We start from the raw sequence: 14,589 nt of genomic DNA on the forward strand, positions 1-14,589 counted from the left end.
GTCAGGCACACCGAGCCAGCTGGCTTTGGGGCCGCCTTGCGGCCCAGCGCGGGCAAGCCCGCTCGCCACCAAACCCCAGCAGCAGCCCCACCACCACCACCACCACCACCACCACCACCACCACCACCACCACCACCACCACCACCACCACCACCACCACCACCACAACAACAACAACAACAACAACAACAACAACAACAACAACAACAACACCATTCAGCCGGACCATCGGGCCGGTAAAATCCACGAAGACTGATCTGCGGCAGCTTCTCTGTAACATTTAGCAATGATCATGACTGATACCCGTTCCCAAACAGGATTTCAGGCATGGCTACCCCTTCATTGACCGCTGCCTCGTCTGCCGCCGGCGACGGCAGGCCGCAGCTGGAAAGCAAACCCCGCGTCTTCACCGCCGTCATCTTCTTCGCGCTGGTGGCCATCGGCCTGTTGTTCACCGCCTACAGCCTCGTGCACGACATGCACGAGTTCGGCACCGTCGTCACCACCTGGACGCCCTTCCTGTTGCTGGGCGTCGCCCTGCTGATCGCCCTGGGCTTCGAGTTCGTCAACGGTTTCCACGACACCGCCAACGCCGTGGCTACCGTGATCTACACCCACTCGCTACCACCGCATTTCGCCGTGGTCTGGTCCGGCTGCTTCAACTTCCTCGGCGTGCTGCTCTCCAGCGGCGCGGTGGCCTTCGGCATCATCGCCCTGCTGCCGGTGGAGCTGATCCTGCAGGTGGGTTCGTCCTCCGGCTTCGCGATGATCTTCGCCCTGTTGATCGCCGCCATCCTGTGGAACCTCGGCACCTGGTGGCTGGGCCTGCCGGCGTCCTCATCCCACACCCTGATCGGCTCGATCATCGGCGTCGGCGTGGCCAACGCCCTGATGCACGGGCGTGACGGCACCAGCGGCGTGGACTGGAGCCAGGTGACCAAGATCGGCTACGCCCTGCTGTTTTCCCCGCTGATCGGTTTCGCCCTGGCCGCCCTGCTGCTGGTGGCGCTGCGCCTGTTCGTGAAGAACCGCGCCCTGTACAAGGCGCCCAAGGGTAACGAGCCACCGCCATGGTGGATCCGTGGCCTGCTGATCCTGACCTGCACCGGCGTGTCGTTTGCCCACGGCTCCAACGACGGCCAGAAAGGCATGGGCCTGATCATGCTGATCCTGGTCGGCACCCTGCCGATGGCCTACGCCCTGAACCGCACCATGCCGGCCGAACAGGCCCTGCAGTTCGCCGCCGTGGCCGAGGTGACCCAGGCCGCGCTGGTCAAGGCCGCCCCACAACCGGCACCGGCCGATCCGCGTCCGGTACTCACCGAATACATCCGCACCCAGCAGGCCAACCCGGCACTGGTTCCAGCCCTGGCCGCCCTGACCGGCCAGATCGGCGAAGAGGTGAAAGGCTACGGCTCGCTGGCCAAGGTGCCGGCCGAGGCCATGGGCAACGTGCGTAACGACATGTACCTGAGTTCCGAAGCCATTCGCCTGATGGACAAGAACAAGGTCGGCAACTTCGACGCCGATACCCAGGGCAAGCTGCAACTGTTCAAGCAACAGATCGACGGCGCCACCCGTTTCATCCCGCTGTGGGTGAAGATCGCCGTGGCTATCGCCCTGGGCCTGGGCACCATGGTCGGCTGGAAGCGGATCGTGGTCACGGTCGGTGAGAAGATCGGCAAGAGCCACCTGACCTATGCCCAGGGTGCCTCGGCGGAGATGGTCGCGATGCTGACCATCGGCGCGGCGGACATGTACGGGCTGCCGGTGTCGACCACCCACGTGCTGTCCTCGGGCGTGGCCGGGACCATGGTCGCCAACGGCGGCGGCCTGCAGATGAAGACCATCCGCAACCTGGCGATGGCCTGGGTCCTGACCCTGCCGGCGGCAATCGTGCTGTCGGGCAGCCTTTACTGGCTGTTCACCAGGCTGTTCTGAAATAGCCCCTGGGCAATACCGGCAAACCCCGCCTCAAGGCGGGGTTTGTCGTTTCACATCTTCGTAGGCGTCCTGCAGCACCTGCTCCAGCCAGTCCATGAACACCCGCACCCGCTGCGGCAGGTGCCGCTGCCCGGCATGCAACAGTGACACCTCCAGCGGCGCCGGTCGAAACCCGGGCAGTACCTCGACCAGGTCGCCACGCTCCAGGTGCCTGGCCATTCCCAGCAGCGGCGCCTGGATCAATCCCAGGCCACCGAGGCAGGCACCTTCGTAGCAATCGATACCGTTGACCGTGACACGGCCGGCCATGGGCACCTGGACCGGCTTGCCGTCGCGCAGGTACTCGAAACCCGAGGAGCGTGAGCCCAGCACGCCGACGTAGTGGATCAGCCGATGATCAGCAAGATCTTCCGGGCCCAGTGGGACACCATGGCGCTCCAGATAGGCAGGACTGGCACAGTTGACCACCGGCAACGAACTCACATGCCGCGCCACCACTGACTGGTCCGGCTGCGCGCCGACCCGTAGCACGCAGTCGAATCCTTCGCTGAGCAGGTCGACCCGGCGATCGGTGCTGCTGATCTCAAGTTCGACCTGCGGATGTCGGGCCATGAATTGCGGCAGTCGCGGCATCACCACGCGACGGGCCATGGCACTCGGCATGTCGAAGCGGATGCGCCCGCTGAGCAGGCGCGCATCCTGGCGGAATAAGCCTTCCAGCTCATCCATCTGCGACAGCAGGTCCTTGCTGCGTTCGTACAGCACCAGGCCATCCTGGGTCGCCTGGACCTTGCGCGTGGTGCGTTGCAACAGGCGGGTGCCGAGCAGGTCCTCGAGGGTTTGCACGTGCTCGGACACACTCGACCTGGGCAGCCCCAGGCTCTCGCTGGCCTGGGTAAAGCTCGACAGCTCGGTGACCCGGATGAAGGTGCGCAGCAACTCCAGCTTGTTCATGGCCTGGCAACTCCAATTGTTCGCCGTGGGCGACCAGTGTTTCCGTTTTCGCTCAGTTTATCGCTCGCGCGGCGGACAAATAAACTTCTTCCCACGGTCACCCATCACCTGAGGAGTACGACATGACTCGCAAGATCGCACTGATCACCGGCGCCAGCCGCGGCCTGGGCAAGAACACCGCCCTGCAACTCGCCGCCCGCGGCGTGGACATCATCGGCACCTACCACAGCCGGGCTGACGAGGCGCAGGCCGTGGTCGCCGAAATCGAACGACTCGGCGGACGCGCGGCCATGCTGCAACTGGACGTCGGTGTCGTCGCCGGCTTCAAGGGCTTTGTCGAACACCTCGGGCAAGTGCTGGAAACCACCTTCGGCCAACGGCATTTCGATTTCCTGGTGAACAACGCCGGCGTCGGCCTGCATGGGCTGTTCGTCGATGTCCAGGAAGAGCAGTTCGACCACCTGCTGAATGTCCACTTCAAGGGGCCATTCTTCCTGACCCAGCAACTGCTGCCGCTGATCGCCGACGGCGGGCGCATCATCAACATTTCCAGTGGCCTGGCGCGGTTCAGCCTGCCGGGCTACGGCACCTACGCGGCAATGAAAGGCGCAATGGAAGTGCTGACCCGCTACCAGGCCAAGGAACTCGGTGCCCGGGGCATCAGCGTAAACGTACTGGCACCCGGCGCCATCGAGACCGACTTCGGCGGTGGCTCGGTGCGTGACAACCAGGAGTTGAATGCCTTCGTGGCCAGCGTCACGGCACTCGGCCGGGCTGGCTTACCGGACGACATCGGCGGGGCGATCGCGCTGCTGCTCGGTGAGGGTGGGCAGTGGATCAACGGGCAACGGATCGAGGCTTCGGGCGGGATGTTCCTGTAAGTTTCGCGGGGCTCTCAACGGCCTCTTCGCGGGCAAGTCGGATCGCCGCACCGCCGTGCTCCTACAGGTCCGTAGTCGAACACAGATTCAACGTTCGACTACGGACCTGTAGGAGCAACTAGCCCGCGAAGAGGCCAGCCCCCGCACACCTGATCAGACAGGCACGCCACTGCGCGCCAGCAACTCCCCGAGCACCGTCAACAACTCCACCCGCCCCTTGCGCGATTCGCCGGCAAACTCGATCCAACCCTCGTTGAAGCCATCGAGCATCTGCATCCGTGGCAAGGGGTTGTTCATCCCCTGGGCCGTGAACAGCGCCTGCCAGGTATCCCGTGGTACCACTTCCATGCGTACCGGCTTGCCCAGCAGTTCGGCGAAGCCGGCAGCGATCTGGTTCGGTGTCACCCGTTGTGCCGCCTCCAACTCGACGATGCGCTTGCCACTCCAGTGCTCAAGCAACAGCTGCGCTGCCAAACGGCCAACATCCGCCGTGGCGACCATCGGCACCGGCTTGTCCAGCGGCTGCAGAAAACTCGGGATCACCCCGCGTTCAACTGCCGCCGGTACATCCCACAGCGCGTTTTCCATGAACCAGCCCGGCCGCAGGAAGGTCACCGGTCTATCCATACCCGCGAGGCCCTGCTCGAGGATCTGCAACTGATTGAGCAGGTTCGGCTGCGTGGCCTGTGCGCCGATGGTCGACAGGCATACCACCCTCCCCGGCCGGGCCTGCTCCAACGCCGAACGCAGGTTCTCCACCCGTTGCCGGGATTCAGGAAAACCCGGACTCGGGTCGAAGTTCGACGGCAGCATCACGAACACCCCCTCGGCAGCACTGAACGCCTGGGTCATTGCCTGCACATCGTCGGTATCGGCCACTGCCACCTGGCAACCCTGCGCCGCCCACGGGGCCCCCTTGTCCGTACTACGGACCACCGCCCGCACCGGCTGGCCGGCAGCCAGTAAATGACGAACGATGGCCCCCCCCACCTGCCCGGTGGTTCCCATGACTGCATACATAGAATGTCCTCCCACGAGAAGCGACGTCTGTCGCGATGGAGAGAATTATCCGCAGCCGCCCGACATTCTCCGATAGCATGGATGTCATTGGATAAATGACTGGAAATCATCAATGAGCTTCGACTCCAGCCTGGCCAGCGGCATGGGCGTCCTCAGCGCCGTGGTTGACAGCGGCAGCTTCGCCAGGGCCGCCGACAGCCTCGACATGACGCCCTCGGGCGTCAGCCGGGCGATCGCACGTCTGGAACAACGCCTGGGAATCCGCCTGTTCGATCGCACTACCCGCTCGGTCAAGCTGACCGACGAGGGCCGACGCCTCTACGAGGAAATCGCGCCACTGCTGGCCGGGCTGGAGGAAGCCGCCCACAATGCCAGCGGCAGCGCGAACAGCGTACGGGGGCGCCTGCGGGTGAACATCGACCCGTACTTCTCCCGGCTGATCCTCGGCCCCGCGCTCGGCGAGTTCATGAGCCGCCACCCACGGCTGCAACTGGAACTGTATACCCGTGACCAACTGGGCGACGTAGTCGCCGACGGCTTCGACCTGGCGGTACGTTTCGGCCATCCGGCGTCCTCGTCGCTGGTGGCGCGCAAACTGCTCGACGTGCGCGTGTTGACCTGCGCCGCGCCCGCGTACCTCAAACGCCATGGACGGCCACTGACACCACTGGAAATGGAAGAGGAACGGCACGTCTGCGTGTCATTCCGCGATCCGGAGACGGGCCGGCCGTTTCCCTGGGAATTCCATCGTGGCAGCCAGCGGGTCGATGTGCGCAACAACGCGCGGCTGGTGCTCAATGATGTCGGGACCCTGCACAGCATCTGCGAGAATGGCTACGCGATCGCCCAGGTACTCGACCTGGGCGTGCAGCCGATGCTCGCCTCGGGCCGCCTGGTGGAACTGTTCCCCGACTGGCCCGACGAGCGTTTTCCCCTCTACGCGCTCTACCCCTCCCGGCACCTGCCGCCCGCCAAGGTCCGGGCCTTCCTCGACTTCATCATCGAGCTCAGCTCACGCTGAACCGTTCAGGCCATGCGCCGCAGCAGCACACGCTCGCGCAACAGGTCATAGACCCAGTGGTAGACGTAGGTGTACGGCAGGAAAAACAGCAGCACACCGATATCCAGCAACAACGCCGACAACAGGCTCAACTCCAGCCACCAGGCGATCAGCGGCACGCTCACCACCACCAGCCCGCCCTCGAACAGCACGGCGTGCAACAACCGGGTCCAGCCATTCTGCGCCAGCGCCAGACGCTCGCGCAGCCGGTCGAACAGGCTGTTGAACAATACGTTCCAGCCCAGGGCGATAAAGCAGTTGGCAACCGTGACCACCCCCATATCCAGTAATGGCTTGCTCATCACCCAGGCAAACAGCGGAGTGCAAAGCAACACCGCGAAAACCTCGAAGCCAATGGCCTGGAAAACGCGTTCGGTAAAGGACTTGCTGGTACTCATGGCGGGCTCTCCCCGAAGTATCGAGGCTTGTGATTATCGCCACCGATACAGATACTAAAAGTCGATTACCATCGAGCGAGACGATAGTTCATGGCCTCCAACGAAGTACTCCAGGCCTTTGTCCAGGCCGCCACCCTCGGCTCCTTCTCCGCCGCCGCCCGCCAACTGGGCAAGAGCCAGTCGACCATCAGCGCGGCCATTGCCGGCCTGGAAATCGACCTGGGCCTGGAACTGTTCGATCGCAGCACCCGCAAGCCCGGCCTGACGGCTGCCGGCCATGTGATGCTGCGCAAGGCCGAGGACATTCTCGCCGCGAGCAACCGCCTGGAAATGGCCGCCAACCAGCTGTCCCAGGGGCTGGAGCCGAAACTGACCGTAGTGATTTCCGACACCTACCAGTCCGAACGCTTCGAAGCCGCCCTCGGCGGATTCGCCGAACGCTATCCGGACCTGGAGCTGGAATGCCTGATCGCCGAATGTGCCGACCTGGTGGAACTGATACAGCAGGGCCGGGCCCAGGTGGCCTTCGCCGAGAGACAGGACAGCTACCCGCCGGACCTGGGCAGTGCCACCGTGGACGAACGCACCGAATTCGCCGTGTTCGTCCATCGTGATCATCCCCTGGCAAGCCTGGCGAAGGTCGATCAGACCGCCTTGCGGCAGCACCGTGAACTGCGCCTGACCAGCATCGTCAATCCCTACGAAGATCGTGCCCAGGGGCGGGTCTGGTCGTCGTCCAGCTACCTGATGCTGTTGGAGATGGCTCAACGTGGCGTGGGTTGGGCACCACTGCCACGCTGGCTGGTGGAGCGTTTTGACGCAGGTTCGCTGGTGCAGTTGCAGGTACGCGGCTGGCCGAGGCCGGTGGCGGTCGATGCCCTCTGGTCGCGCCTGCACCCGCCGGGGCCGGCAGGCAACTGGCTATTGGAAAGGATGTTGGAGTGAACGGATCGATAATCCGCGAACAACCCACGTCATCCGGGACTACTCCGCCAACGCGTCCAGGCGGCCTCGAATGAAGCGCTGTTCCGGCTCCTGTCGCGTCAGTTGCAGCGCCCGCTCGTAGGCCTCGCGCGCCTCCGCCAACCGCCCCAGCCGACGGCAGAACTCGCCCCGCGCGGAATGGGCCAGGTGGTAGTCCTGCAACTCGCCGCGCCCGAGGATGGACTCCAACAGTTGCAACCCCGCCAACGGCCCGTCACGCATGGCCACGGCTACCGCACGATTCAACTCGACCACCGGCGACGGCACGACCTGCAGCAGCAGGTCATACAGCCCGACGATCTGCGCCCAGTCAGTCTCGGCGGCGCTGGCCGCCTCGGCATGCACCGCCGCGATCGCCGCCTGCAACCCGTAGGCACCGAACCGCCCCGAGGCCAGGGCCCTCTCGACCCAGGCACAGCCCTCGGCGATCAGTTGCGCGTCCCATAGCGTACGGTCCTGGGCATCGAGCAGCACCAGCTCGCCGCCGGCTGAAACCCGGGCCTGGCGCCGCGACTCATGCAACAACATCAGCCCCAGCAGCCCCATGACTTCCGGATCCGGCAGCAACTCGAGCACTAGCCGCGCCAGCCGGATCGCCTCACCGGTCAATTCGGCACGAATCGCACTGGCCCCCTGCGAGGCCGAATAGCCCTCGTTGAAGACCAGGTAGATCACCCGCAGGACACTATCGAGACGCTCGGGCAGCTCGTTCAGGGACGGTACCTGGTAGGGAATCTGCGCATCGCGGATTTTCGCCTTGGCCCGGACGATCCGCTGGGCGATGGTCGAGGGTGTCGAGAGAAAGGCCCGGGCGATTTCCTCGGTGGTCAGGTCACAGACTTCCCGCAGCGTCAGCGGCACCTGGGCATCGGCCGCAAGCGCCGGGTGGCAGCAGGTGAAGATCAGCCGCAGGCGGTCATCCTCCAGGTCCCCGGTTTCCCATTCGGCCTTTTCCAATGCCTCGGCCTGGACGATCAGGCGCTCCTGGGAGGCGGCAAAACGTGCCCGCCGACGCAAGGTGTCGATGGCCTTGAAGCGTCCGGTGGAGACCAGCCAGGCCCGCGGGTTGGCGGGCACGCCGTCACGCTCCCAACGTTCGACGGCAACGAAGAACGCCTCGTGCAGGGCCTCCTCCGCCAGGTCGAAATCACCGAGCAGGCGAATCAGCGTCGCCAGGATCCGCCGCGAATCCCGACGATAGACCGACTCGACCTGCTGCCTGATGTCCTGGGCGCTCACGGTCAATCCGGCAGCCCCTGTTCAAGCAGCAGGGCCAGTCGGTCCAGGCTTTCGCCCCAGCCCTGATGGAAGCCCATCTGCTCGTGGCTGTCGCGCTCGGCCGCACTCCAATGCATCGCGCTGGCGGTGTACAGCGTGCCGCCGGGCGCCTCCTCAAGGGTGATCCGCGCGGTCATGAACGGCTTGCCGGTTGGCGTCCAGCCTGGCGCAAAGGCATCGGTGAAGACGATCCGCTCGGGCGCAGCGATCTCCAGGAATACCCCCTGGTACGGATACTCGCTGCCATCCGGCGCACGCATGACCGTGCGAAACAGCCCCCCGACCCACAACTGCATCTCGCAGACCGGTGTGGTCATGCCATGGGGCCCCCACCAGCGGGCCAGCAGGGCGGGCTCGGTCCAGGCCCGGAAAACCTCGTTACGGGGGGCCTCCAGCAAGCGGCTGATGGACAGTTCGTACTCCGCATTCATCGTTTGAAACGGCAGGCTGCTCATGGCAGGGCTCCTGTTTTTATTGTTATGGGCCGCCACACAAGGCTCGGCGCCGATGCGGCGTATCAGAGATTCAACTCCCGAACCGGGCGGACTTCAACACTACCGACCCGGGCCGCCGGAATGTTCCCGGCGATCTGCAGGGCCTCGTTCAGGTCCCGGGCCTCCACCAGGTAGAAACCGGCCAATTGCTCCTTGGTTTCGGCAAACGGCCCGTCGGTGATCGACAACTTGCCGCCACGCATGCGCACAGTGGTCGCGGTGCTCACCGACTCCAGCGGCTCGGCCGCGAGCATGCGCCCGCTCTCGCGGATCGACTGGGCATAGGCCAGGCATTCGGGGTCCCGGGGTCTGTCGGGGTGGGAGTGCAGCACGTCTTCGTTACTGTAGATCAGGCACAGGTATTTCATGGGAGGTCTCCGAGACAGTCGAACAACTATGGCTGTTTTTCCAGGTTTGGCGAAATGCCCTGAATCCGGTAGGGACACCTGTTAGTCGAACGAGCGGCAAGCGGATCGACAAACGCCGGAAAAAAACGCGCGACTGCTGTCGGGAGATGAATTTCCACCTTTATGCAAGACAACTTCCTACCGGATGAAACAGCATAGCCATGTATATGAGATCAGTTGTTCATCCCTGGTAAAACTTGAACGCTGGGCAAACTTTCCCTTCAGTCATTAAATGAATCCGTACCTGCTTTTTTAAAGGACCAGCAGGGCGATCAATCAATGAATTGAAAGGAATCAACGTAAAATGGACATGAGAAACCGGACCTCGAACGAGCCCCCTGCCGCCTCCCCGGCCAGTATTCCCGAACCTGCGCGGCGCCCCGGCACGCTGGACCTGGAGTTCAGCGAACACCGCGATGGCATCGTGATTTTCTCGGAAGCCGGGCCAGGTTTTGTCGGCACCTCACTGTTACAAGGTGATGGTCGACACCTGTTCATCGGCGTTCATGACGAAGAACCCAGCGATATCATGCTGGCCGACTTCGAACCCGAAGGCTTTTATTATCGTCATTTCACTTGCGCTTTTCCGGGATCGGCTCGTGCCCTGATCAGTGTCGTTCAGGATCAGCAAAACAATTTCGTGATTCTCGGCAACTTCCGCAATGGAGAACAGGCCTTCTGCACCCGCCTTGCTCCCACTGGCGAACGGGACCTGGCCTTTGGTGACAACGGCGAGGTCAGGTTGCCCTACCGGGTACCGTGGACCGGGCGCGGGCATCGGCTCATCCTGCAACCGGACGGCCATATGCTCATGCTGCTCAAGAGCCCGACGCCGGGCGAAGCTGCCCGGGACGTCATCGTGCGCCTGGATCGCGACGGCAACTACGACCCCGGCTTCGGCACCTGCGGCGTGGTGGTCGCGCGGGAACCGGACATCGCCTTCGAGGCGATAGCACTGCAGGCGGACGGCAAGCTGGTGATCGCCGGCCGACGCGGCCGCCGCGCCGTACTGATGCGCTACCGCGGCAACGGGCTGCCAGACACGGCCTTCGGCACCGCCGGCTACCTGGAATTCGAATCGATCACCGAAGGCAACGCGACCTTCTTCGCCGTTGCCGTGCAGCAGGACCAGCACATCGTCGCCGCGGGCTCGGCGAACCTCTCGAACGATGTCGCCCTACTGGTGCGCAGCACCACCGAGGGGACCCTCGATCCCGGCTTCAACGCCGGCAGCCCGCTGGCGTTCCCCGGCATCGGCCTGTGCCTGGCAACCCTCATCCAGGACGATGGCAGCATCGTCAGCGTGGGTCATGTCGACAACGGCAGCCAGACCTGGCTGATGCGCCATCAGGGAAATGGCGAGGTGGACTGCGGCTTTGGCGACGGCGGCATCAGCCATATCAACCGGATTCCGGGCGATACCAGCTACTTTTCCCAGCTGCAATTGCAGCCTGACGGCAAGATCCTGATCTCCGGGCGCTACGCGACCCATTCGGCGGTCATCCGCTGCCACGGGCGCTGAGCCGAAGCCTCTTCCGGGCGGTTGAGGCAGCCGCCTCCATCGTTCCCCTCGCGGAAACGGCTTCATATGCACTGAGTATTATTGAGCGCAGCCCCCGTAAAGCTTCCATATAGTCGATATCATTCGCGCCACTTTTCCACTATTTCTCTGCAGGTCGCCGCCTGATGCGGTGTTTTACGGAGTACTGCCATGAGCAATTTCCAGATCGGCCTGATGGTACTGATCGGTATCAGCATCTTTGGTGTCGTCACCTTCTACCTCGACTTCTGGCGCGAAACCAAGACACGCAAGGGGCAGGAGTAACCCTCCCGAACACCTGCCAATCGCCGATCAGTGGTGAATCGGCAGCCAGATCTCGACCTTGCCAGTACCGGCCTGCGGATCGAAGTCGGCGCTGTAGCGCTCGAACTCCGGCGCATCGGCTGCGGTATGCCCGGAACTGGGCAACCACTGCTGCCAGATCGCCTCGAACGTCCGTTTCAGGGTACAGAGCGGTCCATGGTGCTCGAACACCGCGTAGTACTGGGGCTGGACCTCGATCCAGCGATACAGCTCGGGCAGGTCGTCGAGCTTGCTGATCGCGACGCCGGCGATGTATTCGAAGCCGCCCTGGCCATCGGGATTACAGCAGATACCGTACGTCTCCTCACCGAGCTGGCTCGGTACATTTCCGATGTGCGGTACGAAGGCATTCCACAGGTCCGGGATGGCCGCCGAGGTCTCGGCAGTAAAGCGACCGCCCAACCCGGCGATCAATTGGAAGTGGCCGTGCTGGAAGCGCGGGGGTGCCAATACATGGCGCGATGTGTCATCCATGGGAACGGATCTCCGTCAGAGAAAAGAATCCGCGTCGCAGTATAGAAGTAAAAAAGATTCTGGACAGCGCGCCACCCGCGCCATTATCTTCTGCGGCGCAGGCCACCGCAGTGGCCAACGTCGCTCGGACGGTTCCGGGCGCTTACGTCATCAGAGGCCAACATGGCAGACCAAGGTTCGCCGCGCCGCTTTGCGCGCATCGATCGACTCCCCCCGTACGTTTTCAATATCACTGCCGAGCTGAAGATGGCTGCCCGCCGCCGTGGCGAGGACATCATCGACCTCAGCATGGGTAACCCCGACGGCGCGACTCCGCCGCATATCGTCGAGAAACTGGTCACCGTCGCCCAGCGCGAAGACACCCATGGCTACTCCACCTCCAAGGGTATCCCACGGCTGCGCCGGGCGATTTCCCACTGGTACAAGGATCGCTACGACGTCGAGATCGACCCGGAAAGCGAAGCCATCGTCACCATCGGTTCCAAGGAAGGCCTGGCACACCTGATGCTTGCCACCCTCGACCATGGCGACACGGTACTGGTGCCCAACCCCAGCTATCCGATCCACATCTACGGTGCCGTGATTGCCGGCGCCCAGGTACGTTCGGTGCCCCTGGTGCCGGGTGTCGACTTCTTCGCCGAACTGGAACAGGCCATTCGCGGCTCGATTCCCAAGCCGAAGATGATGATCCTCGGTTTCCCCTCGAACCCGACCGCCCAATGCGTCGAACTGGACTTCTTCGAGCGGGTCATCGCCCTGGCCAAGCAGTACGACGTGCTGGTGATCCACGACCTGGCCTACGCCGACATCGTCTACGACGGCTGGAAAGCCCCGTCGATCATGCAGGTGCCGGGCGCCAAGGACATCGCGGTGGAGTTCTTCACCCTGTCCAAGAGCTACAACATGGCCGGCTGGCGTATCGGCTTCATGGTCGGCAACCCCGAACTGGTCAGTGCCCTGGCGCGGATCAAGAGCTACCACGACTACGGCACCTTCACCCCGCTGCAAGTGGCGGCCATTGCCGCGCTGGAAGGCGACCAACAGTGTGTGCGGGATATCGCCGAGCAGTACCGGCAGCGCCGCAACGTGCTGGTCAAGGGCCTGCATGAGCTGGGCTGGATGGTCGAGAACCCCAAGGCCTCGATGTATGTCTGGGCGAAGATTCCCGAGGCCTACGCGCACCTGGGCTCGCTGGAGTTCGCCAAGAAGCTGCTGGCCGAGGCCAAGGTCTGTGTCTCGCCGGGCGTGGGTTTCGGTGAGTACGGTGACGACCATGTGCGGTTCGCCCTGATCGAGAACCAGGACCGTATCCGCCAGGCCGTGCGTGGGATTCGCACGATGTTCCGTGCCGACGGCCTGGTGAAGAAAGCCGAAGGCTGATCCGCCACCCGCACCTGTAGAGATGGTTCCCACGCTCCGCGTGGGAACCATCTGCTCAGATGATCAGACCACCAGCGACAGCAGCAAGATGAAGATCAGCCCTACCACCGACAGGATGGTTTCCATCGCGGTCCAGGTCTTGAAGGTTTCGGTCACGGTCATGTTGAAGTACTGCTTGACCAGCCAGAACCCTGCATCGTTGACGTGAGACAGGATCAACGAGCCCGCCCCCGTCGCCAGCACCAGCAATTCACGGTTCACCCCGGGAATCAGGTCCACCACCGGCATCACGATCCCGGCACCGGTAATGGTCGCCACCGTCGCCGATCCCGTCGCCACGCGAATCACCGCCGCCACCAGCCAGGCCAGCAGGATTGGCGAGATCTGCGCGTTCACCGCGATATGGCCGATCACGTCGCCCACGCCACTGGTCACCAGCATCTGCTTGAAGCCGCCACCGGCACCGATGATCAGGATGATCGCCGCAGTCGGCGCCAGGCTCGCATCCAGCAGCTTGAGGATCCGCTTGGAATCCATGCCCTGGCGCTTGCCGAAGGTGTACAGCGCCAATAGCAGCGCCAGCAGCAAGGCGCTGATCGGGTGACCGATCATGTCCATCCACAGGCGGAAGAAATGGCCGTCCGGCAGGGCAATGTCGGCGAAGGTCTTGAGCAGCATCAGGAACACCGGCAACAGCACGGTGATCAGTGTCACGCTGAAGCTGGGCAAGGTACTCGACTCAGGCTCGCGGGCCAGTTGATCCACCAGTTCCTGTGACGGATTGCCGGGAATGTGCCGGGCAATGAAGGTACCGAAAATCGGACCGGCGACGATCGCGGTCGGCAAGGCGACGATCAGCCCGTAGAGGATGGTCTTGCCGATGTCGGCATTGAACACCCCGATCGCCAGCAGCGGCCCCGGATGCGGCGGCACCAGGCCATGCACCGCGGAAAGACCGGCCAGCAACGGGATACCGATCTTGATCAGCGACACACCGGTGCGTCGGGCGACGATGAATACCAGCGGAATCAGCAGCACGAAGCCGATTTCGAAGAACAGCGGAATCCCCACCAGGAACGCCGCGAACATCATCGCCCACTGCACTCGCTCCTTGCCAAAGGCACGGATCAGGGTCTGGGCGATCTGATCGGCGCCACCGGAATCCGACATCATCTTGCCGAGCATGGTGCCCAGCGCGAGGATGATGCCGACGAATCCCAATACCCCGCCAAAACCATCCTGGAACGCCTTGATGATCTTGTCCACCGGCATGCCCGAGGTCAGGCCGAGGAAGGCCGATGCAATGATCAGCGCGATGAAGGGATGAATCTTGAAACGGGTGATCAGGACGATCAGTCCGATAATCGTGACCACCGCATCCAGCAGCAGGTAGGTCTCGTGGGACAGTCCAAACATGAGGTGTCTCCTGGTTGTTGTTCTTATGGTGTTCG

15 protein-coding genes are annotated in these 14,589 nt (G+C 63.4%); 6 read left to right on the forward strand and 9 right to left on the reverse strand.

Features of this window, described 5'->3' with window-relative positions; all coding sequences use genetic code 11:
• Position 1: 1 nt before the first annotated feature.
• Positions 2-247: a hypothetical protein gene (locus HU752_RS26200; RefSeq protein ID WP_217838497.1), complete on the reverse strand. Its 246-nt coding sequence runs from the start codon at positions 245-247 to the stop codon at positions 2-4.
• Between the two features lie 80 nt (positions 248-327).
• On the opposite strand from HU752_RS26200, the gene HU752_RS26205 reads away from it, so the two are divergent.
• A complete protein-coding gene (locus HU752_RS26205) occupies positions 328-1,941 on the forward strand; it encodes an inorganic phosphate transporter (RefSeq protein ID WP_186687215.1) in 1,614 nt (537 codons plus the stop codon).
• Positions 1,942-1,974: 33 nt separating this feature from the next.
• Here HU752_RS26205 and HU752_RS26210 read toward each other — a convergent pair whose 3' ends face one another.
• Positions 1,975-2,898, reverse strand: coding sequence for a LysR family transcriptional regulator (locus tag HU752_RS26210; RefSeq protein ID WP_186687213.1), 924 nt, complete (start codon positions 2,896-2,898; stop codon positions 1,975-1,977).
• A gap of 122 nt (positions 2,899-3,020) precedes the next feature.
• Here HU752_RS26210 and HU752_RS26215 point away from each other — a divergent pair, with 122 nt between their 5' ends.
• Entirely contained in the window at positions 3,021-3,779 is a 759-nt protein-coding gene (locus HU752_RS26215) for an SDR family NAD(P)-dependent oxidoreductase (protein WP_186687210.1), read from the forward strand.
• Positions 3,780-3,932: 153 nt separating this feature from the next.
• Here HU752_RS26215 and HU752_RS26220 read toward each other — a convergent pair whose 3' ends face one another.
• Positions 3,933-4,799 carry an NmrA family NAD(P)-binding protein gene (locus HU752_RS26220; RefSeq protein WP_186687207.1) on the reverse strand — a complete coding sequence of 289 codons (867 nt, stop codon included), beginning with the start codon at positions 4,797-4,799 and terminating at the stop codon, positions 3,933-3,935.
• A 112-nt stretch (positions 4,800-4,911) separates the two neighbouring features.
• Between HU752_RS26220 and HU752_RS26225 the strand changes: the two genes are divergently transcribed.
• A complete protein-coding gene (locus tag HU752_RS26225) occupies positions 4,912-5,820 on the forward strand; it encodes a LysR family transcriptional regulator (protein ID WP_186687204.1) in 909 nt (302 codons plus the stop codon).
• 5 nt (positions 5,821-5,825) lie between these two features.
• Here HU752_RS26225 and HU752_RS26230 read toward each other — a convergent pair whose 3' ends face one another.
• Positions 5,826-6,257, reverse strand: coding sequence for a multidrug/biocide efflux PACE transporter (locus tag HU752_RS26230; RefSeq protein ID WP_186687201.1), 432 nt, complete (start codon positions 6,255-6,257; stop codon positions 5,826-5,828).
• 90 nt (positions 6,258-6,347) lie between these two features.
• Between HU752_RS26230 and HU752_RS26235 the strand changes: the two genes are divergently transcribed.
• Entirely contained in the window at positions 6,348-7,202 is an 855-nt protein-coding gene (locus tag HU752_RS26235; RefSeq protein ID WP_186687184.1) for a LysR family transcriptional regulator, read from the forward strand.
• Between the two features lie 39 nt (positions 7,203-7,241).
• Here HU752_RS26235 and HU752_RS26240 read toward each other — a convergent pair whose 3' ends face one another.
• The 3 genes from HU752_RS26240 to HU752_RS26250 form a co-directional block, all read right to left on the reverse strand.
• Positions 7,242-8,486 carry an RNA polymerase sigma factor gene (locus HU752_RS26240; protein WP_189656770.1) on the reverse strand — a complete coding sequence of 415 codons (1,245 nt, stop codon included), beginning with the start codon at positions 8,484-8,486 and terminating at the stop codon, positions 7,242-7,244.
• Positions 8,483-8,974 (reverse strand): SRPBCC family protein, encoded by a 492-nt coding sequence (locus HU752_RS26245; protein ID WP_186687176.1) that lies wholly within the window; start codon positions 8,972-8,974, stop codon positions 8,483-8,485. The genes HU752_RS26240 and HU752_RS26245 overlap by 4 nt, the downstream gene beginning before the upstream one ends.
• A gap of 62 nt (positions 8,975-9,036) precedes the next feature.
• Positions 9,037-9,381: a YciI family protein gene (locus HU752_RS26250; RefSeq protein ID WP_186687173.1), complete on the reverse strand. Its 345-nt coding sequence runs from the start codon at positions 9,379-9,381 to the stop codon at positions 9,037-9,039.
• A 343-nt stretch (positions 9,382-9,724) separates the two neighbouring features.
• Between HU752_RS26250 and HU752_RS26255 the strand changes: the two genes are divergently transcribed.
• On the forward strand, positions 9,725-10,942 hold the full coding sequence (locus HU752_RS26255) for an NHL repeat-containing protein (protein ID WP_186687170.1): 1,218 nt from the start codon (positions 9,725-9,727) through the stop codon (positions 10,940-10,942).
• A gap of 330 nt (positions 10,943-11,272) precedes the next feature.
• On the opposite strand, the gene HU752_RS26260 is transcribed toward HU752_RS26255, so the two are convergent.
• On the reverse strand, positions 11,273-11,758 hold the full coding sequence (locus HU752_RS26260) for a GyrI-like domain-containing protein (RefSeq protein WP_186687168.1): 486 nt from the start codon (positions 11,756-11,758) through the stop codon (positions 11,273-11,275).
• Positions 11,759-11,920: 162 nt separating this feature from the next.
• Between HU752_RS26260 and alaC the strand changes: the two genes are divergently transcribed.
• A complete protein-coding gene (gene alaC / locus HU752_RS26265; protein WP_017905281.1) occupies positions 11,921-13,138 on the forward strand; it encodes an alanine transaminase in 1,218 nt (405 codons plus the stop codon).
• 63 nt (positions 13,139-13,201) lie between these two features.
• Here alaC and HU752_RS26270 read toward each other — a convergent pair whose 3' ends face one another.
• The gene (locus HU752_RS26270; protein ID WP_186687167.1) at positions 13,202-14,554 is read right to left on the reverse strand and encodes a GntP family permease; all 1,353 of its coding nucleotides are present in this window, start codon (positions 14,552-14,554) and stop codon (positions 13,202-13,204) included.
• Positions 14,555-14,589: the final 35 nt, after the last annotated feature.

This window comes from Pseudomonas vanderleydeniana (assembly GCF_014268755.2).
GTDB lineage: Bacteria > Pseudomonadota > Gammaproteobacteria > Pseudomonadales > Pseudomonadaceae > Aquipseudomonas > Aquipseudomonas vanderleydeniana.

Bases quoted from the DNA above. Each gene is read 5' to 3' on its own strand.
- HU752_RS26205 (WP_186687215.1), top strand. From the start codon at position 328: ATGGCTACCCCTTCATTGACCGCTGCCTCGTCTGCCGCCGGCGACGGC.
- HU752_RS26210 (WP_186687213.1), bottom strand. From the start codon at position 2,898: ATGAACAAGCTGGAGTTGCTGCGCACCTTCATCCGGGTCACCGAGCTG.
- HU752_RS26215 (WP_186687210.1), top strand. From the start codon at position 3,021: ATGACTCGCAAGATCGCACTGATCACCGGCGCCAGCCGCGGCCTGGGC.
- HU752_RS26220 (WP_186687207.1), bottom strand. From the start codon at position 4,799: ATGTATGCAGTCATGGGAACCACCGGGCAGGTGGGGGGGGCCATCGTT.
- HU752_RS26225 (WP_186687204.1), top strand. From the start codon at position 4,912: ATGAGCTTCGACTCCAGCCTGGCCAGCGGCATGGGCGTCCTCAGCGCC.
- HU752_RS26230 (WP_186687201.1), bottom strand. From the start codon at position 6,257: ATGAGTACCAGCAAGTCCTTTACCGAACGCGTTTTCCAGGCCATTGGC.
- HU752_RS26235 (WP_186687184.1), top strand. From the start codon at position 6,348: ATGGCCTCCAACGAAGTACTCCAGGCCTTTGTCCAGGCCGCCACCCTC.
- HU752_RS26245 (WP_186687176.1), bottom strand. From the start codon at position 8,974: ATGAGCAGCCTGCCGTTTCAAACGATGAATGCGGAGTACGAACTGTCC.
- HU752_RS26250 (WP_186687173.1), bottom strand. From the start codon at position 9,381: ATGAAATACCTGTGCCTGATCTACAGTAACGAAGACGTGCTGCACTCC.
- HU752_RS26255 (WP_186687170.1), top strand. From the start codon at position 9,725: ATGGACATGAGAAACCGGACCTCGAACGAGCCCCCTGCCGCCTCCCCG.
- HU752_RS26260 (WP_186687168.1), bottom strand. From the start codon at position 11,758: ATGGATGACACATCGCGCCATGTATTGGCACCCCCGCGCTTCCAGCAC.
- alaC (WP_017905281.1), top strand. From the start codon at position 11,921: ATGGCAGACCAAGGTTCGCCGCGCCGCTTTGCGCGCATCGATCGACTC.
- HU752_RS26270 (WP_186687167.1), bottom strand. From the start codon at position 14,554: ATGTTTGGACTGTCCCACGAGACCTACCTGCTGCTGGATGCGGTGGTC.